This window comes from uncultured Merdimmobilis sp., from assembly GCF_902471145.1.
GTDB classification, from domain to species: domain Bacteria; phylum Bacillota; class Clostridia; order Oscillospirales; family Ruminococcaceae; genus Merdimmobilis; species Merdimmobilis hominis.
The window spans coordinates 1-26,107 of sequence record NZ_CABRJC010000017.1 but is presented as its reverse complement, the minus strand read 5'-3'; the positions used below and the strand labels follow the sequence as shown (position 1 = coordinate 26,107).

Annotated in this window: 21 protein-coding genes, 2 tRNA genes and 1 rRNA gene; 19 read left to right on the top strand and 5 right to left on the bottom strand. The window is 54.0% G+C overall.

Annotated elements, in window-relative coordinates; all coding sequences use genetic code 11:
* Window positions 1–90 precede the first annotated feature (90 nt).
* The 5 genes from RDQ42_RS08320 (at window position 91) to guaB (ending at window position 5,321) form a co-directional block, all read left to right on the top strand.
* Window positions 91–924: a ParB/RepB/Spo0J family partition protein gene (locus tag RDQ42_RS08320; RefSeq protein WP_071427495.1), complete on the top strand. Its 834-nt coding sequence runs from the start codon at window positions 91–93 to the stop codon at window positions 922–924.
* A 217-nt stretch (window positions 925–1,141) separates the two neighbouring features.
* Window positions 1,142–1,906 carry a ParA family protein gene (locus tag RDQ42_RS08315; protein WP_054331928.1) on the top strand — a complete coding sequence of 255 codons (765 nt, stop codon included), beginning with the start codon at window positions 1,142–1,144 and terminating at the stop codon, window positions 1,904–1,906.
* 13 nt (window positions 1,907–1,919) lie between these two features.
* On the top strand, window positions 1,920–2,816 hold the full coding sequence (locus tag RDQ42_RS08310; RefSeq protein ID WP_231357915.1) for a ParB/RepB/Spo0J family partition protein: 897 nt from the start codon (window positions 1,920–1,922) through the stop codon (window positions 2,814–2,816).
* Between the two features lie 68 nt (window positions 2,817–2,884).
* Complete coding sequence (locus RDQ42_RS08305; RefSeq protein ID WP_054331930.1) at window positions 2,885–3,667, top strand: acyl-[acyl-carrier-protein] thioesterase; 783 nt, start codon at window positions 2,885–2,887, stop codon at window positions 3,665–3,667.
* Between the two features lie 178 nt (window positions 3,668–3,845).
* Complete coding sequence (gene guaB / locus RDQ42_RS08300) at window positions 3,846–5,321, top strand: IMP dehydrogenase (RefSeq protein ID WP_195254481.1); 1,476 nt, start codon at window positions 3,846–3,848, stop codon at window positions 5,319–5,321.
* Between the two features lie 164 nt (window positions 5,322–5,485).
* On the opposite strand, the gene RDQ42_RS08295 is transcribed toward guaB, so the two are convergent.
* Complete coding sequence (locus RDQ42_RS08295; protein WP_231357914.1) at window positions 5,486–6,418, bottom strand: M28 family peptidase; 933 nt, start codon at window positions 6,416–6,418, stop codon at window positions 5,486–5,488.
* 314 nt (window positions 6,419–6,732) lie between these two features.
* Between RDQ42_RS08295 and RDQ42_RS08290 the strand changes: the two genes are divergently transcribed.
* The 7 genes from RDQ42_RS08290 to RDQ42_RS08260 all read left to right on the top strand — a co-directional run bounded on the left by RDQ42_RS08290 (window position 6,733) and on the right by RDQ42_RS08260 (window position 11,365).
* Window positions 6,733–6,809 (top strand) — tRNA-Met (locus tag RDQ42_RS08290).
* A 40-nt stretch (window positions 6,810–6,849) separates the two neighbouring features.
* Window positions 6,850–6,924, top strand: a tRNA-Glu gene (locus RDQ42_RS08285).
* Between the two features lie 453 nt (window positions 6,925–7,377).
* Window positions 7,378–8,793, top strand: coding sequence for a potassium/proton antiporter (locus RDQ42_RS08280; RefSeq protein ID WP_231357913.1), 1,416 nt, complete (start codon window positions 7,378–7,380; stop codon window positions 8,791–8,793).
* 392 nt (window positions 8,794–9,185) lie between these two features.
* A complete protein-coding gene (locus RDQ42_RS08275) occupies window positions 9,186–9,497 on the top strand; it encodes a PadR family transcriptional regulator (RefSeq protein WP_054331933.1) in 312 nt (103 codons plus the stop codon).
* 4 nt (window positions 9,498–9,501) lie between these two features.
* Entirely contained in the window at window positions 9,502–10,143 is a 642-nt protein-coding gene (locus RDQ42_RS08270; protein WP_231357912.1) for a DUF1700 domain-containing protein, read from the top strand.
* 3 nt (window positions 10,144–10,146) lie between these two features.
* Window positions 10,147–10,359 carry a hypothetical protein gene (locus RDQ42_RS08265; RefSeq protein ID WP_054331935.1) on the top strand — a complete coding sequence of 71 codons (213 nt, stop codon included), beginning with the start codon at window positions 10,147–10,149 and terminating at the stop codon, window positions 10,357–10,359.
* Window positions 10,360–10,378: 19 nt separating this feature from the next.
* Window positions 10,379–11,365: a hypothetical protein gene (locus RDQ42_RS08260; RefSeq protein WP_054331936.1), complete on the top strand. Its 987-nt coding sequence runs from the start codon at window positions 10,379–10,381 to the stop codon at window positions 11,363–11,365.
* Between the two features lie 50 nt (window positions 11,366–11,415).
* On the opposite strand, the gene RDQ42_RS08255 is transcribed toward RDQ42_RS08260, so the two are convergent.
* Both RDQ42_RS08255 and RDQ42_RS08250 read right to left on the bottom strand, forming a co-directional pair.
* Entirely contained in the window at window positions 11,416–12,855 is a 1,440-nt protein-coding gene (locus tag RDQ42_RS08255; RefSeq protein WP_071427490.1) for a PH domain-containing protein, read from the bottom strand.
* A gap of 37 nt (window positions 12,856–12,892) precedes the next feature.
* Entirely contained in the window at window positions 12,893–13,336 is a 444-nt protein-coding gene (locus RDQ42_RS08250; protein ID WP_054331938.1) for a PH domain-containing protein, read from the bottom strand.
* Window positions 13,337–13,894: 558 nt separating this feature from the next.
* On the opposite strand from RDQ42_RS08250, the gene RDQ42_RS08245 reads away from it, so the two are divergent.
* Window positions 13,895–15,058 (top strand): iron-containing alcohol dehydrogenase, encoded by a 1,164-nt coding sequence (locus RDQ42_RS08245; protein ID WP_054331939.1) that lies wholly within the window; start codon window positions 13,895–13,897, stop codon window positions 15,056–15,058.
* Between the two features lie 69 nt (window positions 15,059–15,127).
* Here RDQ42_RS08245 and RDQ42_RS08240 read toward each other — a convergent pair whose 3' ends face one another.
* The gene (locus RDQ42_RS08240; protein WP_308588539.1) at window positions 15,128–17,284 is read right to left on the bottom strand and encodes a Tex family protein; all 2,157 of its coding nucleotides are present in this window, start codon (window positions 17,282–17,284) and stop codon (window positions 15,128–15,130) included.
* Window positions 17,285–17,557: 273 nt separating this feature from the next.
* Here RDQ42_RS08240 and RDQ42_RS08235 point away from each other — a divergent pair, with 273 nt between their 5' ends.
* The 5 genes from RDQ42_RS08235 (at window position 17,558) to RDQ42_RS08215 (ending at window position 24,152) form a co-directional block, all read left to right on the top strand.
* Complete coding sequence (locus RDQ42_RS08235; protein WP_231357909.1) at window positions 17,558–18,412, top strand: HAD family hydrolase; 855 nt, start codon at window positions 17,558–17,560, stop codon at window positions 18,410–18,412.
* Between the two features lie 188 nt (window positions 18,413–18,600).
* Window positions 18,601–19,788 carry an MFS transporter gene (locus RDQ42_RS08230; RefSeq protein WP_162273114.1) on the top strand — a complete coding sequence of 396 codons (1,188 nt, stop codon included), beginning with the start codon at window positions 18,601–18,603 and terminating at the stop codon, window positions 19,786–19,788.
* A gap of 300 nt (window positions 19,789–20,088) precedes the next feature.
* Window positions 20,089–21,336 (top strand): MFS transporter, encoded by a 1,248-nt coding sequence (locus RDQ42_RS08225; RefSeq protein WP_231357908.1) that lies wholly within the window; start codon window positions 20,089–20,091, stop codon window positions 21,334–21,336.
* A gap of 163 nt (window positions 21,337–21,499) precedes the next feature.
* The gene (locus RDQ42_RS08220; protein WP_231357907.1) at window positions 21,500–22,744 is read left to right on the top strand and encodes an MFS transporter; all 1,245 of its coding nucleotides are present in this window, start codon (window positions 21,500–21,502) and stop codon (window positions 22,742–22,744) included.
* 148 nt (window positions 22,745–22,892) lie between these two features.
* Window positions 22,893–24,152 carry an MFS transporter gene (locus tag RDQ42_RS08215; RefSeq protein ID WP_231357906.1) on the top strand — a complete coding sequence of 420 codons (1,260 nt, stop codon included), beginning with the start codon at window positions 22,893–22,895 and terminating at the stop codon, window positions 24,150–24,152.
* A gap of 65 nt (window positions 24,153–24,217) precedes the next feature.
* Here RDQ42_RS08215 and sleB read toward each other — a convergent pair whose 3' ends face one another.
* Window positions 24,218–24,916, bottom strand: coding sequence for a spore cortex-lytic enzyme (gene sleB / locus RDQ42_RS08210; RefSeq protein ID WP_054331947.1), 699 nt, complete (start codon window positions 24,914–24,916; stop codon window positions 24,218–24,220).
* A gap of 664 nt (window positions 24,917–25,580) precedes the next feature.
* On the opposite strand from sleB, the gene RDQ42_RS08205 reads away from it, so the two are divergent.
* Window positions 25,581–26,107 (top strand): 16S ribosomal RNA (locus RDQ42_RS08205); the annotation flags it as partial.

Sequence of the window (26,107 nt, the reverse complement as noted above, 5' to 3'; positions counted from 1 at the left end):
TATGCTACAATACTCGTAGAACGATTATTGGGGTACAACAAAGGCCAAAGACAGAATGTGGACAGGCTTTTCTTCCATGGGGGGATTTTTATGCGCCAATTGTTTTCCAAATACGAAGCGATCGGCAAGGTGCTGCTGCTGCCGCTGCATGTAATTGACCCCAACCCCATGCAGCCCCGCAAAACCTTTGATGAGGAATATATTGAGGAGCTTTCCCGCAGCATTGATGAAAACGGTTTGCTCCAGCCAATCACCGTCCGAAAAAAGAAGGATGGCCGATTTGAACTGGTGGCAGGGGAATGCCGCTTGCGTGCTACAAAAATGCTGGAATGGCAGGATATCCCCGCCATTGTCAGTGAGATGGATGATCAAAAATCCGCAGTGTTAGCGGTGATTGAAAATTTGCAGCGGAAGAACCTCTCTTATTTTGAAGAGGCGCAAGCATATGCCACTTTAATGGAGCGGTGGAACCTCACCCAGCAGCAATTGGCGGAACAGCTGGGGAAATCCCAGTCGGCTGTAGCCAATAAGCTGCGGCTGCTCCGCTTCCCGCCGGATATTCGGGATGTATTTCTCAAAGGCAATTTGACTGAGCGCCATGCACGGGCCTTGCTAAAGCTGTTGGATCAGCCGTGCTTTATCAATGCGGTAAAATATGTCATTGGAAACCGCCTTAATGTCTCCCAAACCGAAGAATATGTGGAGAAACGGCTGGAGCCAACTCCAGCCAAAAGCCGGCTATGGGTGGTGAAGGATCTGCGGATCTTTATCAACACAGTGGAAAAGGCGGTCAGCACCATGAAGGAGGCGGGGATCCCTGCGGTGACAGATCGCACAGAGGATCAAAACTTTATCGAGTATCGGGTGAAGATCCCAAAAGAGGCAGCTTACAAATCGCCTGTATTGCCGGGATACAAAAAATAATCCCCCCTGAAAGCTTGCAGATTTTGCCTACAAGATGCCATTCCTCTTTTGAGGTTAAGGTATATGTGTTTCCCTTACTGATTCGTCAGAGGAGCCGCGGCGTTGCCGTGGCTCCTTTGATTTTCCTTCCCAATTCCATGGAGATGTGCTATAATCAAAAACAGTGAGCCTGTTGCAGGCGGTGATTTGACCAATTTATGGAGCTAGGAGGATAGAGATGGGGAAAGTAATAGCAATTGCCAATCAGAAAGGCGGCGTTGGGAAAACTACCTCTGCCGTGAATTTGACCGCGTCGCTGGGGCGCAAAGGGAAAAAGATGCTGCTCATTGATATTGATCCCCAAGGCAATGCCTCCAGCGGATTGGGGGTCAACAAGCGGGATATCCAGCTGTCCACCTATGACATCTTAATCGCCGACGCCAAGGCAGAGGACGTTCTCCAACGGACCAGTTTTGAGAATATTGATCTATTGCCGGCCAGCATGGACTTAGCCGCAGCAGAAATTGAACTGGTGGAGGCAGAAAACCGGGTGATGAAGCTGAAACAAGCTCTGGCTCCCATCAAAGAACAATACGATTATATCCTCATCGACTGTCCACCTTCTCTGGGGTTGATCACTTTAAACGCCCTAAACTGCTGCGATACCCTGCTGATCCCGATCCAGTGCGAGTACTATGCCTTAGAGGGCCTTTCTCAGCTGATGGGGACGGTGCGGCAGGTGAAGCGTTTGTATAACCCTCAGATTGAGATTGAGGGGGTACTCCTCACCATGTTTGACGGCCGTTTGAACCTGACGTTGCAGGTGGTGGAGGAAGTGAAGAAGTTTTTCCCAAAAAAGGTGTACCGCACCGTAATTCCACGGAATGTCCGCCTGTCCGAGGCGCCCAGCTTTGGCCAGCCAGTGCTCTATTATGACCGTACATCCCGTGGATCGAAAGCGTACGAAGATTTGGCTGATGAATTTTTAGAGAACAACCAATGAGGAGGGAACTGCCATGGCACGCGCAAAAGGTGGATTGGGCAAGGGCCTGGAAGCTTTGTTTGTGGACAACAACACCAGCGATATACCCACTACATCGTTAAAACTCACCGAGATTGAGCCAAACAAAGAACAGCCGAGAAAGGACTTCGACGATGCCGCCTTGGCAGAACTGGCTGACTCCATCCGGGAACATGGGGTGCTCCAGCCTCTCTTGGTGCGGCCAATGGTTAACGGACGGTACCAGATTGTCGCGGGGGAACGCCGCTGGCGGGCATCCCGTATGGTGGGGTTGGCAGAGGTTCCAGTGGTGATCCGGGAGATGACCGACACCGAGGCAATGGAACTGGCACTGATTGAAAATTTGCAGCGCAAGGATCTGAATATCATCGAAGAAGCCTTAGGATATAAAACTTTGATGGAAACCTATGGCTTTACCCAAGAAAAGGTGGCCCAGCGGGTGGGGAAATCCCGGCCGGTGATTGCCAATGCCCTGCGGCTCCTCAGCCTTCCGCCCAAGGTGGAAAAAATGGTGCGGGATGGGCAGATCTCTGCGGGACATGCCCGGGCGCTGCTCTCCTTAGACGATCCAAAGGTCATAGAGGAGACCGCTGGCCGGATTCTTTCCCAGGGGCTTTCCGTTCGGGAAGTGGAGAGGCTTTCTGCCCCGAAAAAACAGCGGAAACCCAAAGGGCAGGCACTCAGCCCGGAACTGGAGCCCACCCAAGGGGACAAACAGGCCTGGGGGGACCATTATTACCAGGAAATGGAGCTTGCCCTCGCCGCTGAGTTGGGCCGTAAGGTGAAAATTCAGGTCAGCAAAGACAAAGGAACATTGGAAATTGAGTTTTATTCCAAATCGGAATTGGGGGACTTGGCGGCGCGCCTGGCCCATCCCAGCCGTTCTTGGTAACACAAACGGGAGTTGTTTCACATGAAACAACTCCCGTCGTCAATTTTGGCTTAGGGAGGTAAAAAAGTTTGCTGCAATTACATCCAAATGCATCCGCCCACTATGAGAAACAGATTGTAATTCCCGATTATCAGTGCGATATTCATGGGGAGATGAAACTCTCCGGGGTGCTCAAACAGATCCAGAGGATTAGCAACCAGCATTTTGAAGAGATGGGGTTTTCTTATCGGGATTTGTGGGAAGCGCAGATTGTCATCCTGCTGGCACGGATGGCCTTGCGTTGTCACCGCAGCCCCCGGAATGAGGAACGGGTAAAGATGAAAACCAACCCCCAGATGAGCAAGGGGGCCCAGCTCCTGCGCCGGATTGAATTTTGGTCCCAGGAGGGGGAATTGCTGGTAGAAGCCCAATCCTCTTGGCTGATGGTCAATCCTATTACTCGGAAAATCCTTCGGCCTTCGGCCTTTCCCTTTGAAATCCCCACCGACTCCAGCAACTACGATTCCTCCTTGGATGAGATGAAGACCAAGCGCCCAAAGGATTTGGCAGTTGCCGCCCAAGGGGCAAAGGTTGTTCAATACAGCGATTTGGATTGCAACCGCCACCTCAACAACACCGTGTATGCAGATATGGTCTGCGACCTGCTGCCCTATGAAGAGATGGAGGAAAAGCGCTGGAGGGAGTTTGCCATTTATTACCGCAAAGAGGCAGTAATTGAAGATACCATATCCTTGGCACTGTTTCAGCAGGGAGAAAGCCGGTATTTCATCCAGGGGCAGAAGGGGGAAACCAGCTGTTTTGAAGCTTCCATTCTTCTGGGGGGTTCCAAAGAAGCCAAGAAACGGTTTTAGCGATTTTGTAGCAATTTGATGTGTTAAATCAGTAAAAGAAAACTGGTTTTTCGTCTATCTGCCTAAAAAAACTTGTAAAAAGCTACAATTTCAACGGATTTATCTCTTGTATCTATCGGGGAATGATGATAGAATGGTTAAAATATCAGAAAGGCCGAAAACACAAGGAGGAAACGGAATGCTGAACACCAATTTCCAGGAGAAATTCACCAAAGAAGGGCTCACCTTTGACGATGTGCTGCTGATTCCTGCCAAGTCGGATATCCTGCCCAACCAGGTAAAGGTTTCCACCCGCCTGGCCCGGGACATCATGCTCAATATCCCGGTGATGACCGCCGCTATGGACACCGTAACCACCTCCCAGATGGCGATTGCCATTGCCCGGGAAGGGGGTATCGGCGTCATCCATAAAAATATGAGCATCGAGGAGCAGGCCGATGAGGTGGATATGGTCAAGCGGTCGGAGAATGGGGTAATTGTCAACCCGTTTCATCTCTCCCCGGAGCATTTTGTCTTTGATGCCGATGAGCTGATGGGCAAATACAAAATCTCCGGCGTTCCGATCTGTGAAAAAGGCAAGCTGGTGGGTATCATCACCAACCGGGACCTGCGTTTCCTCTCCGATTACAACTGCAAGATCAAAGAGGTGATGACCCGGGAAAACCTGGTCACCGCCCCGGTGGGGACCACGTTGGCCCAGGCACAGGAGATCCTGCGCAAGCACAAGATTGAAAAGCTTCCCTTGGTGGATGAGGACGGCATGCTCAAAGGCCTCATCACCATCAAGGATATTGAGAAAGCGGTGCAGTACCCCAACTCCGCCCGGGATAAAAACGGCCGCTTGCTCTGTGGCGCTGCCATCGGCGTCACCGCCAATGTCTTGGAGCGGGCCGCTGCACTGGTAGAAGCCCAGGTGGACGTATTGGTGCTGGATTCCGCCCACGGCCACAGCGAAGGCATTTTGAACTGTGTGCGCAAGGTGAAAGAGGCGTTCCCAGACATTGCTCTCATCGCCGGCAATGTGGCAACCTATGAGGCCACCGAAGATTTGATCAAAGCCGGTGCGGATGCGGTGAAAGTGGGCATCGGCCCTGGCTCCATCTGCACCACCCGGGTAGTAGCGGGCATCGGTGTTCCCCAGATCACCGCGGTGTATGACGCTTGTTGCTGTGCAGCCAAATACAATATCCCCGTCATTGCCGACGGCGGCATCAAATATTCCGGCGACATTGTCAAAGCCCTGGCAGCGGGCGCCAATGTGGTAATGCTGGGCTCCCTGCTGGCGGGCTGCGAAGAAGCCCCCGGTGAGCAGGAGATCTACCAGGGCAGAAGCTTCAAAGTCTATCGCGGCATGGGCTCTTTGGGAGCTATGGCTAACGGCAGCAAAGACCGTTATTTCCAGGAGGACAATAAAAAACTGGTTCCCGAAGGGGTAGAGGGCCGGGTGCCCTACAAAGGGCCGGTGGCGGACACCATCTTCCAGTTGCTGGGCGGCATCCGGGCCGGCATGGGATACTGCGGCTGCCACACCATCCCCGACCTTCATGAGAAGGCCCAGTTTGTCCGGATCACCGGCGCAGGGCTGCGGGAGAGCCATCCTCACGATATTTATATCACCAAAGAGGCGCCCAACTACTCTATGGGGCCTCAGTAATGGACAAATAGAAAGAGCCCTCGGAACAGGGAATCCATCCTTGTTCCGGGGGCTTTTTGTGAAGATGATTCGAAGATGAAGGGGGAAAAAGCAGGAATTCCGCAAAAAAATCCCCCAGGGCTTTCCTTAGCCCTAGGGGATTGGATTTATAAAAATGGATGGAGCTAATCCTCATCCTCCTCCTTGGGGTGCTTGTCATACCGGCAGTCCTGGGAGAGATAGGCCACCAGAGCGGAAGCCAAGGCGTCAATGTTACTTTCGTCCAGCACCGTGTCCTTTTCGTTGTACAGATCCTTGAGGATGGGGCCGCCATCCATGGTAAAGGCAGAGACATTAAAGGCAACAGGGAAGCTGTTGCTGTCCGAGATATAGACAAAGTTCCGATTGACCCGGGCCGAAAACTCCTTGCCGCAGTCCTTGGGGGCAAAGGTGGCCGCTTTTTTTGCAAAGGGGATAGAGTGTTTACTGGCCAGGAAAATGATGGCGTCTCCCACGCCGACGCAATCCAGGTTGATAACCAACTTGTTGTAGAAGAACTCCACCTCATGCTGTTTTACAAAGGCATTGGAACCAGCGTGGGCTAGCTCTTTGTTGTCAAAGAGGACAAAAGCCACTTCCTCTTTCCGGTCCCGGGGCAGTCGGCTGGCCACCTCATACAGGGCCATTAGCCCAGAAGTGTTGTTGTTGGCGTTGTTCTTTTTGGCAGGGCCGAACACCAGAAGCCACAGCAAAAGGTCAAACAGTACAAAGCCGATGAAAAAGTTGGTGTACTTGGCCAGGTACATACAGACCGCAAAGACAGCGATCATGGTGCTGAACTGGGTCAAAAAGGTTTGGAAGGTGCTGTCCAAGGTGACAAAGAAGGGGATAAAACGGCGGCTGGGGGTGTCGTAATGGGCGGTGACAATGGTTTTGGCGTTGCTTAAATCCCCGATAATGATGTTGTTGGAGGGGGTAAACCCCTTTTTTGTTTCCACTCGGGTGTAGTAGCCCAGATCGCTAAAAATTTTGACAGCATATTCCGCAAAAGCTTTTTTCTGTTTGCGGGTATGGCGGAGCTGCCAATTGGTTAAAATGGTTTTAGAAACGGATGTCATTTGGTTTCTTTCCTCTCTTTTTTGCTTTTTACAACAAATGGGGGCAGGCCCTCCCCCAAGAAGGCCCTGCCGCTGCTACTATTATACTTCCTTTGCCCTTCGGGGTAAAGGAAAAATCCCCGTTTGGGAAATTTTTGACCATGAAAAACGGGGAAAGAGGGGAGATTGCCGCCAATTTCCACCCTGTGGCAAGAAACAGCCGGTTTGTGTAAAAATCAATGGATTTTCTTCAAAAAACTGGTTGACAGACCCAGCCTGATCGGGTATAATAGTTTTTGCTTGATTGCTTTATGGTGATCAGCAAAGAAGGATATGGCGGCATAGCTCAGTTGGCTAGAGCATTCGGTTCATACCCGAAGTGTCGTAGGTTCAAATCCTATTGCCGCTACCAGCGCAATGGATGCTCTCTATGGAGGGTTCATTGCGATTCCGGCCCGTTGGTCAAGAGGTTAAGACACCGCCCTTTCACGGCAGTAACGCGGGTTCGATTCCCGCACGGGTCACCAAAAAACCTGTTTAAGCAAATTGCTTAAACAGGTTTTTTTCATAGGGGCGCCGTGTCCTCTTGGCACCCCGAAGGGGAAAGCGGCAAATACCATCCGGGCCGCAACGGCACAGGGCCAACGGTAATAAACGCGCCCGACCACAGGAGCGCCGGATGCGCGTAAAAAATTGCACGAAGAGCTATTTTTTTATTCCATAGAAACCCACAGGGATTTTCAGTCCCTGTGGGTTTTCTGTTGCGTTCCAAAGGACATCTCTCTTTTCCCTATTATAGAAAAAAGATCCCCCTTGCCATTCTAATTTAGATGCACCCCGGCCTCCTTAAAGGGAGAGGAGGCTTAGAGAAAAAGGCCATTTTTCATCAATATTAAGATTGTATTAATATTTATAGGGGATTTTATGACACATCCATATAGTATAATTATATAGTAATTTAACGAAAAGGAGTGTATTCCATGGTTCCAATGGTGTTTGCCATCGCGGTGGTACTGCTGTTGTGTGTCACATCCAGCAAGCTGCTTTACCGTTATGGAGTACCAACCCTTTTGATCTTTTTGCTGCTCGGCATGTTGTTTGGGTCAGACGGCCCGGTAGGCATCTATTTTGACAACTACGTTCTCGCACAGCAAGTATGTTCTTTTGGGTTGATTTTTATTATGTTTTACGGCGGTTTTGGCACAAGCTGGAAAACGGCTGTCCCCATCGCTGTGCCAGCGGTGCTGCTCTCCACCCTAGGGGTGGCGGTTACAGCGGGGCTCACCGGGTTGTTCTGCCATTTTGTGTTGCATACTTCCCTGCTGGAGGGGTTGCTCATCGGCTCAGTGATTGCCTCCACCGATGCCGCTTCGGTGTTTGCCATCCTCCGTTCCCAGGATTTGAACCTCTCCGGCGGCCTGGCCCCTCTTCTGGAGATTGAGAGCGGGAGCAACGACCCCATGGCCTATATGCTGACCATGGTGGTGCTTTCCCTGATGTCGGGGGATGAGATCGCCGTGCTACCCTTCTTAGTGAAACAGATTGGGTTTGGCCTGCTCATTGGATTTTTGGTGGCCGAAGCTTCTGTGTATGTGTTGCGGCGGATCAACTTGGATGTCAGCGGCCTGTATTCTATCTTGGTCATCGCCATAGCATTGTTCTCCTATTCCGCCAGCGAATTTTTGGGCGGCAATGGGTATTTGAGCGTCTATCTGGTGGGCATCGCCCTGGGCAATGCCAAACTGCCCCACAAAAAGATGTTGGTCCACTTTTTTGACGGCATCTCCTGGTTGATGCAGATTCTCCTGTTCTTTGTGCTGGGCCTATTGGCTTTCCCTTCTCAGTTTTTACAGGTCCTTCCCATGGGGGTTGGGGTGGCGGTGTTCCTATTTTTGATTGCCCGGCCTGCTGCGGTATTTGGCATTCTCCATTTTTTCCCCTTTACCTTCTGGCAGAAGCTGTTGGTCTCCTGGGTAGGGCTGCGAGGGGCGGCTTCTATCGTGTTCGCCATCTTTGCGGTCACCAACAAAGCATACCTAAACACCGATATCTTCCACATCGTATTTTTGGTGGCCTTGTTGTCGGTTAGCTTTCAGGGAACCCTGTTGCCCTGGGTGGCGAAACGGTTGGATTTGGTGGACAACGAGACCTCGGTGCGCAAGACCTTTACCGATTACCAGGAGGATTTAAGCGCCCAGCTTATCGAATTCCCCATGGAGAAAGAGAACCCTTGGGTGCACCAAACTTTGAGCCAGGCGGGCATCCCCAAAGACATTTTGGTGGTGATGATCAAACGGCAGGGGAAAGCCATTGTCCCCAAAGGGGATACGGAAATCCTCCCTGGGGATATCCTAGTCCTCAGCGGGATGGAGTTTGACCAGCTGCCTCTCTCTTAACAGGAATTGTAAATTGGAAAATAAGGCCAGGCCGCTGGGGATACCCCCGGCGGCCTGGCCTTATTATGCGAAGGGGGGCGCACACTTCAAGAGAGGGGCTTCTGTAAATCGGATCGGCGGCCCCATATCGGGGGACGGAGGCTTTCTCTCATAGAATAGGTGCACCCTCAGATGGCGGTAATGCTGGAGAACCGGGGAGGAAGGCCACTATATCCGGGTCTATGGGAGAACCGCCGCTTCTAAGGGGAAACAGGGGAGGATCCACTTGAAAAAAGCATAGAACTATCAAAAAATTAATATTTTATGAAGCACAGTATTTTTCAAAATTTAGTATTGTGTATTACAAGGTAGTGTGCTATAATGAGGTCAACGAATCCAAGGGAGGTGTTACTTTGAACACTCAGCTTCGAAAGGGCGTCATTGAAATGTGTATTTTGGCACTGATCGAGCGCAAAGATATGTATGGGTATGAAATTGTACAATCCATCGCCCGGCACACCGACATCAACGAAGGGACGGTCTACCCCATCCTGCGGCGATTGACGGTGGACGGCCATTTTAGCACCTACCTGGTGGAAAGCAGCGGCGGACCGGCGCGCAAATATTACCGGTTGACCGCCATGGGCGTCAACCACTTGGCCGAGCTGAAACGGGAATGGTTTGAGATGACCGACATTGTCAACAAAATTTTGAGAGGTGAGTAGTGTGATGACCAAGCTGGAATATTTAAAGCAGTTGGAAGATGCCTTGAAAAACCGGATGAGCCGAAAGGATATTGACGACATTATCCGGGATTATGCCGAATATTTTGCCGAAGGCCAGCGCCAAGGAAAAAGCGAATTTGAAACCGCCCGCGGCCTGGGAACCCCCCAAGAGGTAGCGGAACAGATCGTCTCCGAGGGGATGGGCAACACCCAGAGCGCCATCAACGCCAAGGTGAAGAACACTTGGAAGAAGGTCCGCACCAGCAGCATTTGGAACAAAGTATTCCTGGTGATTTTGATTTTGGCCCTGTCCCCCTTTATCCTGGCCGGAGGCGGATTGATCCTGGCCGCCCTGGGAATCGTGGTGGGCGCGCTTGCCGGTGTTGTGGCCGCATTGTTCGGTGCGCTGCTGGCTTCCTTCGCGGTGGCGGTCTGCGGGGTGATGGGCATCGGGCTGATGTCCCCTTCCATCGTGGCTCTATCCCTGATTGTTGCAGTGGGGATGCTGGCCGGCTCGGTACTGGGCATCTGTTTGGCGTGTATGGCCATCCGCAGCCTGTGGCGTTTGCTGAAAAACCTCCTTCGACCCCGGCCCCGGTATAAGCCGATCAACCCCCATATTGAGGAAGAATCAGAGGAGGAATAAACGATGTTGAAGCTTTTATTTTCCGCACTGTCCCTCATTTTGGCGGGGGTTATCCTGCTGGTGGTGGGGCTTGTGCCCGCGGTTCTTTCCGGCATGGCATGGCTGGTGGGGCTCGCGTTGTTCACAGCGGTGTTTGGCGCACTGGGGTTCCTCTTTTGGATGGTGCGCACCGCATTGCGGCTGATGGGCGGCATCCTGTGCCCCCGCCGTTATTAAAAGCAGGGAGGGAAGAACAATGCTGAAAAAGATCTCCGTCGCTTCGGCGATTTTACTGTTGGTTTGCATCCTGGTCTCTATCGCTCTTTTGCCTTTTGCCATCGACGACTTTGGCAAGATGGTGTCCCAATATGAAACCGCCCACAGTGGATACACATTGTTTTATGAGAAGGATACCGAGGGGATCTCCTCCTTGTATCTCAGCGATTACTATGAGGACCTGGAGATTGTGGAGTCCCCCGACGGCGTCATCCGCGCCTATGCCCGGGAGAGCATCCCCTACAGCGTTTCCTATGCAGAAATGCTGGAACCCGATGGCCAGCTGACTTTGGAACGGCGGTACAACGGCCTGAGCGGCAACAACTTCAGCCGGGAGTATATGGTGGACCGGGTGCTCGCTTCCATGAGCAACAGCAGCTACAGTTTCCGGCTGGAGGTGCCCAAGGACCTGCCGGTAAAGGTGACCAACTATTACCGCCTCACCAATCCCCAGGAGCTGGACGTCTCCCTCTATCAACCGGAACCGGAGGAGCTTCCCCAACCGGAGGAAAGCCGCCCAGAGCGTCTGACCAATCAGCAGGCGCGGGAGTATTACAACAAGGCCGCCTCTGTTGATAGAGAGCTGGAAACCCTGGTGAACCAATATAAGCTGGGCCAGATCAGCGAGAATGAGTATTTGGAGGAGCGGACCCTTCTGCTGGACAGTTACGCCGATGTGCTCAGCGGCCTGTTCATGGGCACCCTGAGCCTGGAGGGGGAGGACTATGCTTCCATCCTGGAGAAGACCCAATACGACCTGGAGGAGGATTACATTGAGGCCACCCAGGAGCGTCTGGAACGGGATTTCCGCAATGGGAATTTAACCAAGGAGCAGTATTATGAGCAGGACCTGGAGCTGGAGCGCCAGAAAACGGAGGTGGAAGGTTTCCAGGAGCAATACCTTGAGGCCGAAGACCTTCTCGACCTGTTGGAAAATATGTACGGATACGATTATTCCATCGATTAACCGGACAAAAAAACAGGGCCGCAGGCAATTTGCCTGCGGCCCTGCTGCGTTTACATCTTCCGGGTGGGGTCTTCCAACTGAAAAAGGGGGAGGAGTTCTCTGCGGTCCAGGTTTTTGACCCGATGCCATTTGCGCCCCTCCCCATAGGTGGCGATGATCAGATCACACCGGTCGTCCCGCCATTGGAAGGGGTTTTGCTCTACGGTGACCGAGGCGATCTTTTCCCGGGGAATAACAACTGTGTGTAAATAATATCCGCTTGAATAACGAAGAGTATAGACATTCCCCTCTTTGGAAACCCCGGTAGAACAAAAATCCAGAACCCGCACCGTTAGAAACCAATAGGCGGGAACACTGGCCATAAACCCAAGGAAGCCTAAGATCTCCCGCCAGGTGGGGAAGAGCCAGCACAGCAGCACCGTCCCCGCTGGAAAGAGGAAGCAGGGCCAAAAAGGGGCGATCAAAAACCGGAACAGTGCCCCCAGGTTAGGCTTCAGCTGCCGAGGGCTGGGGGCCAGCTCCGGAAGGAGCAAACGCAGCCCTTGACGCAGGGTGCGGCTGGTGCAGGCGGGCATCAGGATGGAGACATCCCCCTTGTGCTTGCCGTACCCGATGGCGTGGATAAATACGGTATGCAGGTGCAGGACGGAGGTAAACACTGTCTGGCGGATGTCCAGGTAACTGACCCCGGATAGGGAGAGGGCATATTCCCGCCGGGTGAACAGCCCCCCTTGGATGGCCAGGGAGCTTTCCCGCCGCCCGATGACAAAACGGTAGTATTTGATCAAGTTCCCAAGAAAGGCAAGGGCCCACCCCGCCAGGATCAAATAGGCGAGAAAGGCGGCCGCCGGAGGGATGCCAAAGGCCATCAGCCGGGAAACCTGGGCAAAGGCGCCGTAGACCCGGTCGGCAAATTCCTCCCCCAGCAGCTGGCCCGTTTGGGAGATCAGGGTGGAAAGGAGGAGAATCCCCGCAAAGGAGTTGGAGGTGGCCAGGGAGAGGGCTACAATGGCCACTCCCCGGGGCTCATACTGTTTGACGCTCTGTGGCCCCTCCCCTTTGGCCAGGGCGAGAATCCGGTCTGCCTCCCGCTGGGGCAGGAGGAGGGAGAAGTCCGCCCGTTTGTAACTTCCAGCTGGGGTGTCCGCCCGGAGGAATACCGCCCGGAATGGACGCAGATAAAAAGGCTGCACCGCGGAGAGGCAGGTGATCTTCCCCGCGGGGAGCAGCACCTCCCGCCGGCGGAAGATGCCGGTGGTCAGAAAGATGCCCTCCTTGTCCGCCCGGTATTGGGTGCAGAGCCACAAAAGCCCGCCTAAACCGAAGAGCAGCCCCAAAATGCACAGGTCGAACCAAGCGCCCTCCAGCCAAGCGGCCACCCCGCCACCCCAAGCGGAGATAAAGCCGCGGGCCAGAGGCAGCAAAAGCAGGTAGAGGTAGCGGGAAAGGGAGACCACTGCATAGAGTGGGTGTGGGCGGCGCAATTCCATGGATGGACTCTCCTTTCAACCGGATATGGGGCAGCGGTCAGTCTTGGGGCGATGTGGGGACACAGAGCAGCTTCTCCAGCCGGGCGGCATCCTCCCGGGTGAGGCCGGTGAGGAAAAGGCTCCCGCCGGCGGCGGCCAGCGCCACAGTGCACAGGCCAAACAGCCGGTGCAGGGGGGAGGCAAAAGCCGCAGTGAATTGGATGTTGGACAGGGGAATGGCTTTGACCCGGCGGTACAGCACCCCTCCGCGCAGGAGGACTTGTCCATTTCCCACCGAATATTTCAACCGATTGTATTTTATGGGGCAGTATATTACAAAAAAGCCGAGGAAAACAACCACCCACAACCCGGTGGTCAGCCGGAACAGCAGGGGGTGTTGCCCAAACAGCAAGGCGACGGCAAATGCGGCAGCTAATGCGAAAGCGGCGGCCACCATCCGCCAGATGGTCAAAATCCGGCGATGGGGGTAAAAATCAACCAAAAATGATTCCTCCTAGGGAAGGAGCTCCCAAATTTTACTTATAGTATATACCAAATCTATGAAAAGGAACAAGTATTTTGTTTGGAAGCGAGAATTTGTCTCCATTTGGGAAAGGGAATGCCCCGATGCACCAAGTTGACATAAGGATTCCCACTCGAAGGAGGTTTCCGGGAAATCATCATCAGGTGCCGCAGATGTGGTTCCCCATTGGGGGGCATCCCGAGGGGGATAGAACCGGTCTTCCTAGGCAACAGCACTAAAATTTTTCTGACACGACAAGAAATCTATGGTATAATAGTCACAGCAAAGCTGTACCATCCGAAGAATTGCTTGCAGGGCGAAGCCCTTTGCGGCAAGCCGCACCGCAATTCTAACCGTATGTGCAGATTTTGTGGCATCTTAAAAGAAAAGCCCCTCGCCGGGAAGGGTGGAGGGGCGGGGCCGCAGATAAGGATAAAGAGCCCACCTGCCGGGCGCTTTGGGCCTCCATCGCGGCGGAGATTGGATATGGACCAAGGGAAGGAATTCCCGCCCCAAGACGAAAGGAAGATGACAGATATGCAGAATTTCCTCTATGACATCGGCACGAAAATTTACTTTGGCGAAGGCCAGATCGTTCATCTGCCCGAGGCCATCAAACCCTATGCCAGCAAGGTGCTGCTGGTCTACGGCGGCGGGAGCATCAAAAAGAGCGGCCTTTATGACACCATCACCCAATTGTTCCGGGAAAATGGCATCGAGTGGAAGGAACTCTCCGGCGTGGAGCCCAACCCCCGGGTGTCTTCGGTTAACGCAGGGGCCAAGCTCTGCAAGGAGTTCGGTCTGGAAGCGGTAGTCGCTGTGGGCGGCGGCAGCACCATCGACTGCTCCAAGGTCATTGCGGAAGCCACCTTCTATGATGGGGATGCCTGGGACCTGGTTACCAAGAAGGCCCCCGTCACTAAAGTCCTGCCGGTGTTCTCGGTGCTGACCCTGTCGGCCACCGGCTCGGAGATGGACTGCGGCGCGGTCATCTCCAACCTGGATACTAACGACAAGATGAGTGTGGCCCATCCCGATGCCCGGCCCAAGGCCTCCATCCTGGATCCCACCTATACCTACACCGTCTCCCAGTACCAGACAGCAGCAGGCACGGCGGATATTATGTCCCACATCTTTGAAATTTATTTCAGCACCGTCAAAACCGCCGGCCTCCTGGACCGGATGGCCGAAGCTATGCTGAAAACCTGCATCCAGTATGGCCCCATCGCCTACAACGACCCCACCAACTATGAGGCCCGGGCCAACCTGATGTGGACCTCCAGCCTGGCCATCAACGGCCTGCTCTCCTACGGCAAAGGCACTCCCTGGAGCGTACACAGCATGGAGCACCAGCTCAGCGCCTTTTTCGACATTACCCACGGTGTGGGACTTGCCATCCTGACCCCCGCTTGGATGCGGTATGTGCTGGATGATTCCACTGTGGATAAATTCGCCGAGTACGCCTTCAATGTCTGGAACATCCCCATGAGCGAGGACAAATACGCCATGGCCAACGCGGCTATCGACAAGACCCAGGCCTTCTTCACCCAGGAACTCCACATCCCCGCCACCCTCCACGAGGTGGGCATCACCGAGGACAAGCTGGAAATCATGGCGGAGAAATCCGCTGTTACCTTGGGCAGCACTTATAAGCCTCTCACCAAAGAGGATGTTATGAACATCTACAGAGCCTGCTTTTAAGGCTATAGAATAAAACTCCGCCCACTCCCTATGGGGAGTGGGCGGAGTTTTATTTACTGGGAAAAGGTTTTACAGGCTACTGGGACTATCTACATCCCGCATGGTCAGGGAGATCCGCTTGCGGGTAAGGTCCACCTCCAAAACCTTGACTTTGACAATATCCCCGACCTTCACCACTTGGGAGGGGTGCTTGATAAACCGGTCGGTGATGCGGGAAATGTGGACTAAGCCGTCCTGGTGGACGCCGATATCCACAAAGGCGCCGAAGTCGATGACATTGCGCACCGTCCCCTGCAGCACCATGCCGGGCTTTAGATCCTTGATGTCCAGAAGGTCGGAGCGCAGGAGGGGCGGGGGCAGGGTATCCCGGGGGTCCCGGCCGGGCTTCAGCAGCTCCTCTACAATATCCGAAAGGGTGGGCACGCCGATGCCCAGCTGCTGGGCCAAGGTCTCCAGCCCGATGGCGTTCACCCGCTGGCGCAGGCCGGAGAAATCCTCCTCCCCTTTTTGGTAGCCGCACTGGGCCAGCAGCTTTTGGGCGGCATCATAGCTCTCCGGGTGGACGGCGGTGCGGTCCAGAAGGTTGTCACTCTCCGGCACCCGCAGGAAGCCGGCGCACTGCTCATAGGCTTTTTTGCCCAGTTTGGGGACTTTGAGAAGCTCTTTGCGGGAGGTGAAGGCGCCGTTTTCTTCCCGATAGGCGACGATGTTTTTGGCCAAGGCCCCGCCGATCCCTGCCACATAGGATAGAAGGGAGTGGGAAGCGGTGTTGGCGTCCACCCCTACTGCGTTGACACAGTCCTCCACCACACCGGTGAGAGCGTTGTCCAGCTGCTTTTTGGGCATGTCGTGCTGGTACTGGCCCACCCCGATGGCCTTGGGGTCGATCTTGACCAGCTCGGCCAAGGGGTCTTGGAGCCGCCGGGCAATGGAGACGGCGCTGCGCAGAGAGACATCGTATTGGGGGAACTCTTCCGCGGCCAGCTGGCTGGCGGAGTAAACCGAGGCCCCGGCCTCACTGACCACCAGGTAGGATACAGGGAAAGGCAGCTCCTTGATCAGTTCGGCCACAAAGATCTCCGACTCCTTGGAGGCGGTGCCATTGCCGATGGCGATGACCGATACCCCATGGCGCTGGATCATCTGCTTCAGCTTTTGCTTGGCCTCCTCCTTTTTGTTTTGGGGCGGGGTGGGGTAGACCACAGCGGTCTCCAGCACCCGGCCGGTGGCATCCACCACTGCGATTTTGCAGCCGGTGCGGTAGGCGGGGTCCAGGCCCAAGGCAACCTTTCCCTTGACCGGCGGCTGCATCAGCAGGTGGCGCAGGTTGAGGGCAAAGACGTCGATGGCCTGGTTGGCGGCGGTCTCGGTCAGCTGGCTGCGGATCTCCCGCTCCAGGGAGGGGAGGATGAGCCGGGAGAGGGAGTCGGCTGCCGCGGCTTTCAATTCCTCCCCACAGGGGGAAGGCTGCCGTTTTAAGATATGGCGTAGGGTGAGGGCCAGCAGGTAATTTTCATCCGCTGAGAGGGTGACCTTGAGGAATTCTTCCCGCTCCCCCCGGTCCAGGGCCAAAACCTGGTAGCCGGCCAGCTTTTTCACCGGGGAGGTGAAGTCGTAGTACATGCTGTAGGTGGAGTCCTCCTCGGTTTTGCCCTTGGATTGTAGCAGGGCGTTTTTCCATAAGTACTCCCGCAGATCTGCCCGCACCGCCGCAGAGTCGGAGAGATCCTCTGCAACAATGTCCCGGGCGCCGGCCAAGGCATCCTCCGGGGTGGGAAGCTCTTTTTCCGGGTCGGCAAAGGGCGCCGCCAGGGCAAGGGGGTCATCCTGGGGGTTCTGGCGCAGCAGAAGCTGGGCCAGGGGCTCCAGTCCCCGTTCCCGGGCCATAGAGCCCCGAGTGCGCCGCTTGGGTTTGTAGGGGCGGTAAATGTCTTCCACCTGGGCTAAGGTGGAGGCGGTTTCCAGGGCTTTCTCCAGTTCTGGGGTCAGGGCCCCAGCCGTTTCGATGGCGGAACGGACTTCCTCCTTGCGTTTTTCCAGGGAACGCAGGTAGGCAAGGCGATCGAACAGATCCCGCAGCTGGGTGTCGTCCAGGGAGCCGGTAGCTTCCTTGCGGTAGCGGGCGATAAAAGGGATGGTGTTGCCCTCGTCGATCAATTTGACTGCGGCGGCAACTTGACTCTCCCGAAGGGAAAGCTCCTGGGCGAGTTGTTTGATCAAATCCATATAAAAACATCCTTTTTGGTGATATGACTCCTATTATACCATAGAGTCCACACAAACGGTAAGAATTGCGGTGCGGCTGTTGCCGCAAAGGACCTCGCCCTGCAAGCAATTCTTCCAATGGCACAGGCTTTGCTTGTGGCTATTATAGCATAAAATTCCCGCAAACTGGAACCATTGTGTCGACAGGGATTCTCCCGCAGCCACAGAATGTGGCTGTTGACAGCCCTGCTTCACAGCAGGCATAATAGAAGAACAACGAATTTGGAGGAAATTATGGAACGATTGTATATATCTGATCTAGATGGCACCCTTCTCACCCCAGAAAAAACCATCTCCCCCCGAACCCGGGAGGCGGTCAACCGGGCTATCGCGGCGGGGGAAGGGTTCTCGGTAGCCACTGCCCGTTCCGCATCTACGGTGGTGGAGATTTTGCAGGGGATTCAGCTGAACCTGCCGGTGGTTCTGATGAACGGGGTGTTTTTGTACGACATTGCGGCCGACCGCTACCTGGACGTGCAGACCATCCCGCTGGAGGCGGCCCAGCGGATGCTGGACAGCATCGAGGGGCGGGGGCAGAAGGCATTTGTCTACGGTTTTGATGGGAAGATGGTGGTGGTTCACCACAAGGGGATCGACCCAGGCGCCCAGGAAGTCTTTTTCCATGAGCGGGAGGACAAGCCCTTTAAGAGGTTTGTCTATACCGAAGATTTTGGTGCAGCGGTACATCAGTACCCGGTGGTCAGTTTTGTGATGATTGACAGCTACGGTCAACTGCAGCCAATTTATGAAGAAGTTGCAGCTATGCCAGAACTCCACGCCTCATTTTATGAGGACATCTATTGCCCAGGCGCCTATTATTTGGAGATCACCAGCAGTGGGGCCAGCAAAGCGGGTGGAGTGCGCCGGTTGATGGAGCTCACTGGGGCACGGCATATCACCGCCTTTGGGGACAACCTCAATGACCTTTCTATGCTGGCCCTAGCCGACGAGCCAGTGGCAGTGGCCAACGCAGCCCTTCAAGTCAAAGAGATGGCCAAGCGGATTATCGGCTCCAACCAAGAGGATGGGGTGGCCCAGTTCTTGGAGGAGCGGTGCGGATTGGAACTAGCCGCCGCGAAGGCCCAGTAGGGGGGAATTGCAAAAAGATTGTTTCTAAATGGTTTTTGTGGTAAAATACTTTTTGCATCATATGTATAAAAATTTACAAACAATTGCAACAAGAAAAGTCACAGTACAACAAGAAAGGTCGGATGGAAATGGATCGAGGAGCGGACGGAAAAGTTTTCTATGGTTGGTGGATTGTAGCTGCATGCTTTATGACTATGTTTTGCACCTTCGGCATTGTTTACAACTGCAACGGGATGTTTATCGTGCCGGTCACCGAGGACATGGGCTTTACCCGCCAGCAGATGGGAATGAACTCCACCATCATCTCTTCGATGATGATGATTGTCTCGCTGTTTGCCGGTAAAATTTTTAAACGCTTCAATGTAAAAATGGTTATGCGGGTGGGCGCGATCTGTTTGATTGCGGGATACGCCAGCTATTCATTGGCACAATCCCTCTACATGTTTTATGCCAGTTCTGTGCTGGTGGGCCTGGGTCTGGCTTGTACTTCCACACTGCCCATCTCCATCATCATCAACAGCTGGTTTAACCTGAAGCGGGGTACCGCCATGGGCATCGCTTCCACCGGCAGCGGTATTGGCGGCATGGTCCTCAACCAGGTGGCAGGCAAATTGATCCCCGCTGTGGGCTGGAGACAGTCCTATTTGATGTTGGCGGGGCTGATGTGCATTGTGATTCTGCCCTGTGTATTCTTCATCATTAAAAAAGACCCGGCGGAGATCGGCCTGGAACCCTTTGGCGGTGTTGGCCGGATTGTCACCAATGCCCAGGAGGACGGGCTCACCTTGTCGGAGGCCGCCAAGACCAAGAAGTTTTGGATTTTTATCGGGATTTTGGTTGTCAACGCCATTGCAACCGGTGGCGTTGTACAGAACCTCGTTCCTTATATCAGTGAGCTGGGGTACTCTTACAGCTTTGGCGCCATCATGGCATCGCTGAACATGGCTTCTCTGGCGGCGGGCAAGTTCCTGTTGGGCAACCTGTATGACCGCAAAGGGGCCCGTTTCAGCACCGTTTGTTCCTGTACCTGCTCGGCCCTCGCTATGGGTTCGATGATCCTTGCCAGCTTGTTTATGCCCTCTTTTGGCTTGATGCTTCTCTGTTCCGGCCTTGGATGTGCCTTTGGTTCTACGGGTATCCCCATCCTGGTGCGGATGGTCTTTGGCAACAAGGACTACAGCAGCATTTACGGTATCAGCAACTTTGCAAGCAACCTGGGCGGTGCCCTCAGCCCGTTGATCATCGGCCGGCTGTTTGATGTCACAGGTACTTATAAAACAGGATTTTCGCTGTTCTGCGGGCTTTCAGTCTGCGCAGCCTGCGCTTTCTTTGCCCTTCTGAGCGAACGGAAATCCTCTAAAACCCAGGCGGCTTAAAAACCTTTGGGATTAACCGCAGCCCAGCCGGGCTCCCCGATATCGAGGGCCCGGCTGGGTTTTTATTATCTTGTGAACGAATTTTACAAAAAAATAGAATGGAAATATACAAATTTCCTAAGTCAGGACAGAGGTGGAGATTCTTTTCGCGCAGAAATGAAGAATCTGTAAAATCCATTTGTTAAAATTGTTGAAATATGCGGGGCAGTGTGGTAAACTTTGATGAGTGAGGCCAAGACAGCTCTGCCTTGACCATTGGCCAGAATGGCCTATTGTAAGGAAAGAAGGATGGCATAAAGTATGAGCAAAAACAACAGCGACAGCAAAATATTCTATGGCTGGTGGATTGTTGCAGCTGCCTTTATAGTTATGGCGTTTGCCCATGGCATCGTCTTCAACTGCAACGGTCAGTTTATCAAGCCGGTTTGTGAAGACATGGGGTATTCCCGGCAGCAGTTTTCTATCAATCAGACGATATTGTCCTGTGCCACGATGGTAATGGCTTTGATCTCCGGCAAAATCTACAACAAGTTCAATGTCCAGAAAACTATGTGCGTTTTCTCTATCGCGCTGGTGGCCGGCTACACCGGGTATTCCCTGTGCACCAGCCTGCCCATGTTCTATGTGCTCTCTGCCGTGGTTGGATTCAGCATCGGCGGCATGACCATGATCCCTCTATCGCTGATCGTCAGCAACTGGTTTCATGAGAAACGCGGCCTTGCCATCGGCATTGCCTTTATGGGCAGCGGCGTGGGCGGCATGGTGCTGCAGCCTATCACTGCCAGTATTGTGCAGGCCATGGGCTGGCGCACCGCTTATCAATGCCTGGGTGTGCTGATGTTCTGCACCATTGTTCCTTGCTCCTTCTTTGTGCTGAAGCGTTCCCCTGCCGATGTAGGCCTCAAACCCCTGGGCGACGGCGTGGAGATTAAAACAGGCGGCGTTGGGGAGGGCAAAATGCTCAGTGAGATCATTACCACCCCCCGGTTCTGGGTCTTTGCGATCTGCGCCATGGGTACTGCAATGGCTACTTCCGGCTTGATGCAGAATATCAATCCCCATCTGACCGACAGCGGGTATTCGGTGGCGGTAGCGGCAACCATTACCTCCTGCTGCATGGGCGCTTTGGCCGTGGGCAAAATGCTTCTGGGTCAGATCTTCGACAAAATGGGCACTCGGTCCGCTATTGTCATCGCCTGCGGCTGCATCATGTTGGGTCTCTTTGGGCTGGTGGCAGTTAAATTTGCCCCTGCAATCCTGCTGGTTGTTGTTGGTTCCGGTTTGGGCTGTGCCTTTGGCACCGTCGCATACCCCATCCTGACTACCAGCATGTTTGGAAGTAAGGACTACAGCAATATTTACGGCATTATTTCGGTGATGACCAGCCTAGGACAGGCAATCAGCCCCTTTATGGTGAATACAGTTTATGATATGAAGGGAAGTTATTCCCCTGCGTATATTATTTGCATTGCTATCGCCGCTGTTTCCTGTGTGGTGTTTCTATCGGTTACCCCAAAGCAGGAGAAAAACAGCAACGCTACTGCATAACGGCAGAAGGTATCAACAAAATTTGGCGCACACCGGGATGTGCGCCTCTTTTGGCATCAAAGACTTCCTTCCAAGTGGGGACATTTTAGCCCGGCGCCGACGCAGGTGGCCTCCCAGAGAGACGGCACGGCTGAAAAAACAAAGAGAAATGAGGATTGGAACCATGTCTTCCAAATACCAGGGCAAGGTTTTTTACGGGTGGTGGATTGTCGCCGCGGGATTCCTGATCATGGGGGCGGCATACGGTATCGTGACCAACTGTGTGGGGCTGTTTGTCAAGCCGGTCACCGAGAACATGGGCTTTACCCGTCAGGCATTTTCGATGAATCAGACACTGGTCTCCTTCGCCATGATGGCGATTCCCCTGTTGTCCGGCAAAATTTTCGGCCGCTTTAACGTCAAGACGGTGATGCGCCTATGCACTGTGACGCTGGTGCTTGCCTATGGCGCTTATTCTCTGTGCACCAGCCTGCCCATGTTCTATGGGTGTTCAGTGGTGGTGGGCCTGTCCTTAGGCGGGGTGACATCGGTGCCCCTGTCCCTTTTGATCAGCAACTGGTTCCACGAGCGCCGGGGCCTTGCCATCGGCGTGGCGTTTATGGGCAGCGGGGTAGGTGGCATGGTATTTAATCCCATCGTCAGCAGCCTTTTGCAGAATATGGGTTGGCGGGTTACCTACCAGGTGATGGCGCTGGCTGTGGGGCTGCTGGTAGCGCCGATGACCTTCTTTGTGATCCGGCAGGACCCGGAGGAGATGGGCTTAACCCCCCTTGGCAACGGACGGGTCCTCTCCGAGGGGCCGGTGGGGGATGGCATGTTGTTCCGGGACGCCAAAAAGACGGCGCGGTTTTACCTGCTTTGCCTGTGCACGGTGGTAGCCTCTATGGCCGGTTCAGTACTGATGCAGAACAACGCCCCCTATTTGACCGACATCGGCTATTCGCTGGCGGTGGCAGCTACCTTTACCGCAGTGTGCCAGGGCTCCTTGGCAGCGGGGAAGATGCTGCTGGGACAGCTCTATGATAAGGTGGGAACCCGGCGGGCGACATTTATCTCCAACGGGGCCACCGCCCTTGGACTTTGCACCATGCTGGTGGCTTCCTTCTCCCCAGCGCTGATTCCCATTGTCCTCTGCCAGGGTTTGGGCTGTGCCTTTGGCACGGTGGCACACCCCATTATCACCCAGGCGATTTTCGGCCTCAAGGATTACAGCACCATCTATGGTATTATCTCCGCCATGGGCAGCTTGGGCGGGGCGCTGGCTCCGGTGTTTGCCGCATCAGTCTATGACGCCACAGGAAGCTATAAGGGCGCCTTTTTGGCCATGGCAGTGGCGCTGGTGGCAATCAACGTGGTTTATGGGAGAATCTGCCCTAAGGAGAAAAAGGAGCCTCAGGAAATCCAGTAAGGCCATTGTATCCGCTGCTGGATTGATGTAAAATGAGAGAGCCAACCCCGGGGGAGGGGATCCCCCCAATATACAAAAAGGAATGAGAAGGGGAGACCCCGGAAGATGGTGTGGGGAAGCCCCTTGCCAAATCGGAGGAACAGAAAGAATGGATCAGGAAAACAGGCAGGGGCTGGATCAGCCCGGACTATTTTACGGATGGTTTATGGTGGCGGCCGGATTTTTCATCATGTGTTTTGCCATGGGGACCATCCTCAATTGCTACAGCCTTTTCGTCAAGCCAATCTGTGAGGATTTGGGATATGCCCGTCAACAGATTGCCCTCAATGCGTCGCTCCACTCCTGTGGCCAGATGACGGTGGCCCTCTTCTCCGGGAAAATTTTTAAGCGGTTCAAGCCCCGCACTGTCATGATCGCCAGTGCAGTGGTGATGACGGCGGCCACAGTTTCTTATTCGTTTGCCACCAACCTGCCCATGTTTTATCTCTCCGCCATCCTGGTGGGGCTTTCCATGGGCGGTATAACCACTGTCCCTTTGTCGCTGATCATCAGCAACTGGTTCCATCAGAAGCGGGGCACTGCCATCGGTATCTGCTTTACTGGCAGCGGTGTGGGCGGTATGATCTTCAGCCCCATTGTAGGCAAGGTCATTGTCCAGAGCGGATGGCGGGCGGCCTTCCTTGTGCTGGCCGGTGTCATGGCAGTGACACTCCTCCCCTTGGCTTTGTTTATTAAGAACAGCCCCAAGGACAAGGGCCTCCGCCCCTTAGGCGAGGGCCGGGAGATCACCAACATCCAGGAGATCGGGGACGGTGTTACCCTTTCCGAGGCCAAAGGCACTGCCAAGTTTTGGCTGATTCTGGGGGTTAGCGTTGTGATGAGCGCCAGCGCAGGCCCTCTGATGAACACCTTGTCCCCCTATCTCACCGATTTAGGGTATGATTATTCTTTTGCCGCCATGATGGCCTCCCTATCCATGGGCGCTTTGGCGGTTGGCAAAACCGCCCTCGGCCAAATTTACGACCGGGTGGGCAACCGCAAAGCTACTGCGCTTGCTGGCGTGGCTGCGGTTTTGGGCTTGGCGAGCATGGTCTTCGCCCAGAATAAAATAGCCTTGGCGCCCTATCTTGTGGGCACTGGCTTCGCTTGTGCCTTTGGTTCGGTGGCCTACCCCATCCTGACTCGCGCCCTCTTTGGGGAGAAGGATTACACCTCTATTTACGGGGTGGTATCCTTTGCCAACAGCTTGGGCGTGGCCATCAGTCCCATCATCGCCACTTGGTTCTACGACAACATGGGCAGCTACCGGTATGCTTACTATGTGATGATCGTCGCGGCGGTTGTCGCAACCACGATTTTTGTCCGCCTCCTCCCCAATGAAAAGAAAGCCCAAGAGGTTCAGGCATAATACCTATTATATATATAAGAAGGAAACCGCCCGGCAGCTGGTTGCCGGGCGGTTTTTGTGTGGAGTCAGCTGCAAAAGAGGTGGTTGCCGATGCGTTTGATCACAGGACGGGTGCGGATCCACTTATTGCTGGTCTTATCCGGGTTAAAATAGTAGATGGCGCCGCCGGAGGGGTCGGAGCCGTTGAGGGCTTCCTTGGCGGCTCGCTTGGAGGACTCGTAGACTTCCTCGTTGATCTGGCCATCGGTGATGGCGGTGAAGGCCCCGGGCTGGTAGACGACACCGGCGATGGTGTCGGGGAAGGAGGGATGCTCTACCCGGTTGAGCACTACGGCGCCCACTGCAACCTGGCCAATATAGGGCTCACCCCGGGCTTCCGCGGAGATGATGCGGGCCAGCAGCTGATAGTCGCTGTCTGAGACGTTGCCTCCGGCGGAGACGGTCTCAGAGATGCCCAAGGCTTTTAAGGTGGCAGGACCGGCTATGCCATCCACTGTCAGACCCTTCTGTTTCTGGAAAGCGCGTACCGCTTTCTCGGTGCCGGAGCCATAGATCCCGTCTACGGAGCCGTTGTAAAGGCCCAGTTCGGAGAGACGCTGCTGGATCTTGCGGACCTCCTCCCCTCGGGAGCCATTGCGGGAGAGAGTGGGAAGTGTGGAAACAGCGCGGTCCACCTGGATGGTGTACCCCACCAGCCCGATCATGGAAAGGCACAGAGTGAGAAGCACCAATGTGCGAACTAAAACAAGTTTCTTTGAATTCATATGAAAAACCTCCATAACCTTGTTTACCACCAGTTTTTCCGAATTGCGCTAGATTATGCCAACCTGTCCGGTATTTTCTTACGGGACAATGGAACGGGTGAGTGGATACAATAGGAATAAGGAGGTTTAATCGCACAATGGATGAAGACTTTATCTGGATGATTTTCTGTTTAGTCACCGCTTTTGTAGTCAGCGGTTATCTACAGCGCCGGTTTGATGTGCGCAGGCAAAAGAAAGAGGGCCGATAATTGGTAGATGCCATTTCACAGGAACACTATATATAGGTGGGAAAAAAGAAATGCAAAAAAAAGCGAAAAAAGTTGAAAAAAGAGTTGACAGAGGGAAAAGGGTGTGGTATTATAACTAAGCTGTCTCGTGAGGGCGGCACGGAAAAAGCAAAACAAGGATTCGGGCCTGGCGGCCTGAAAAAAGTTTTGAAAAAAGTGTTGACAAGAGCGAAGCAGTGTGATATAATAAAGACCTGCTGTGGGAACAGCAAACGGACCTTGAAAATTGAACAACATTTAGCTTACAAGATAAGCCCTTGAAATGAATTTGAAGTTTCGAAAGAAACTTTGCGAAGCGAAGAAATTCGCTAGCGTGATAATTGAGCTAACAAAGCTTGGTTAAATGATTATAAGCCCGGAAGGGTTTTTAATACCATTTATCTAAGAGTTTGATCCTGGCTCAGGACGAACGCTGGCGGCGCGCCTAACACATGCAAGTCGAACGAGCCGAGGGGAGCTTGCTCCCCAGAGCTAGTGGCGGACGGGTGAGTAACACGTGAGCAACCTGCCTTTCAGAGGGGGATAACGTTTGGAAACGAACGCTAATACCGCATAACATACCGGGACCGCATGATTCTGGTATCAAAGGAGCAATCCGCTGAAAGATGGGCTCGCGTCCGATTAGCTAGTTGGCGGGGTAACGGCCCACCAAGGCGACGATCGGTAGCCGGACTGAGAGGTTGATCGGCCACATTGGGACTGAGACACGGCCCAGACTCCTACGGGAGGCAGCAGTGGGGGATATTGCACAATGGAGGAAACTCTGATGCAGCGACGCCGCGTGAGGGAAGACGGTCTTCGGATTGTAAACCTCTGTCTTTGGGGACGATAATGACGGTACCCAAGGAGGAAGCTCCGGCTAACTACGTGCCAGCAGCCGCGGTAATACGTAGGGAGCGAGCGT

Coding starts and splice junctions, on each gene's coding strand:
- RDQ42_RS08320 (WP_071427495.1), top strand. CDS start 91: ATGCGCCAATTGTTTTCCAAATACGAAGCGATCGGCAAGGTGCTGCTG.
- RDQ42_RS08315 (WP_054331928.1), top strand. CDS start 1,142: ATGGGGAAAGTAATAGCAATTGCCAATCAGAAAGGCGGCGTTGGGAAA.
- RDQ42_RS08310 (WP_231357915.1), top strand. CDS start 1,920: ATGGCACGCGCAAAAGGTGGATTGGGCAAGGGCCTGGAAGCTTTGTTT.
- guaB (WP_195254481.1), top strand. CDS start 3,846: ATGCTGAACACCAATTTCCAGGAGAAATTCACCAAAGAAGGGCTCACC.
- RDQ42_RS08295 (WP_231357914.1), bottom strand. CDS start 6,418: ATGACATCCGTTTCTAAAACCATTTTAACCAATTGGCAGCTCCGCCAT.
- RDQ42_RS08280 (WP_231357913.1), top strand. CDS start 7,378: ATGGTTCCAATGGTGTTTGCCATCGCGGTGGTACTGCTGTTGTGTGTC.
- RDQ42_RS08270 (WP_231357912.1), top strand. CDS start 9,502: ATGACCAAGCTGGAATATTTAAAGCAGTTGGAAGATGCCTTGAAAAAC.
- RDQ42_RS08265 (WP_054331935.1), top strand. CDS start 10,147: ATGTTGAAGCTTTTATTTTCCGCACTGTCCCTCATTTTGGCGGGGGTT.
- RDQ42_RS08260 (WP_054331936.1), top strand. CDS start 10,379: ATGCTGAAAAAGATCTCCGTCGCTTCGGCGATTTTACTGTTGGTTTGC.
- RDQ42_RS08255 (WP_071427490.1), bottom strand. CDS start 12,855: ATGGAATTGCGCCGCCCACACCCACTCTATGCAGTGGTCTCCCTTTCC.
- RDQ42_RS08245 (WP_054331939.1), top strand. CDS start 13,895: ATGCAGAATTTCCTCTATGACATCGGCACGAAAATTTACTTTGGCGAA.
- RDQ42_RS08240 (WP_308588539.1), bottom strand. CDS start 17,284: ATGGATTTGATCAAACAACTCGCCCAGGAGCTTTCCCTTCGGGAGAGT.
- RDQ42_RS08235 (WP_231357909.1), top strand. CDS start 17,558: ATGGAACGATTGTATATATCTGATCTAGATGGCACCCTTCTCACCCCA.
- RDQ42_RS08230 (WP_162273114.1), top strand. CDS start 18,601: ATGACTATGTTTTGCACCTTCGGCATTGTTTACAACTGCAACGGGATG.
- RDQ42_RS08225 (WP_231357908.1), top strand. CDS start 20,089: ATGAGCAAAAACAACAGCGACAGCAAAATATTCTATGGCTGGTGGATT.
- RDQ42_RS08220 (WP_231357907.1), top strand. CDS start 21,500: ATGTCTTCCAAATACCAGGGCAAGGTTTTTTACGGGTGGTGGATTGTC.
- RDQ42_RS08215 (WP_231357906.1), top strand. CDS start 22,893: ATGGATCAGGAAAACAGGCAGGGGCTGGATCAGCCCGGACTATTTTAC.
- sleB (WP_054331947.1), bottom strand. CDS start 24,916: ATGAATTCAAAGAAACTTGTTTTAGTTCGCACATTGGTGCTTCTCACT.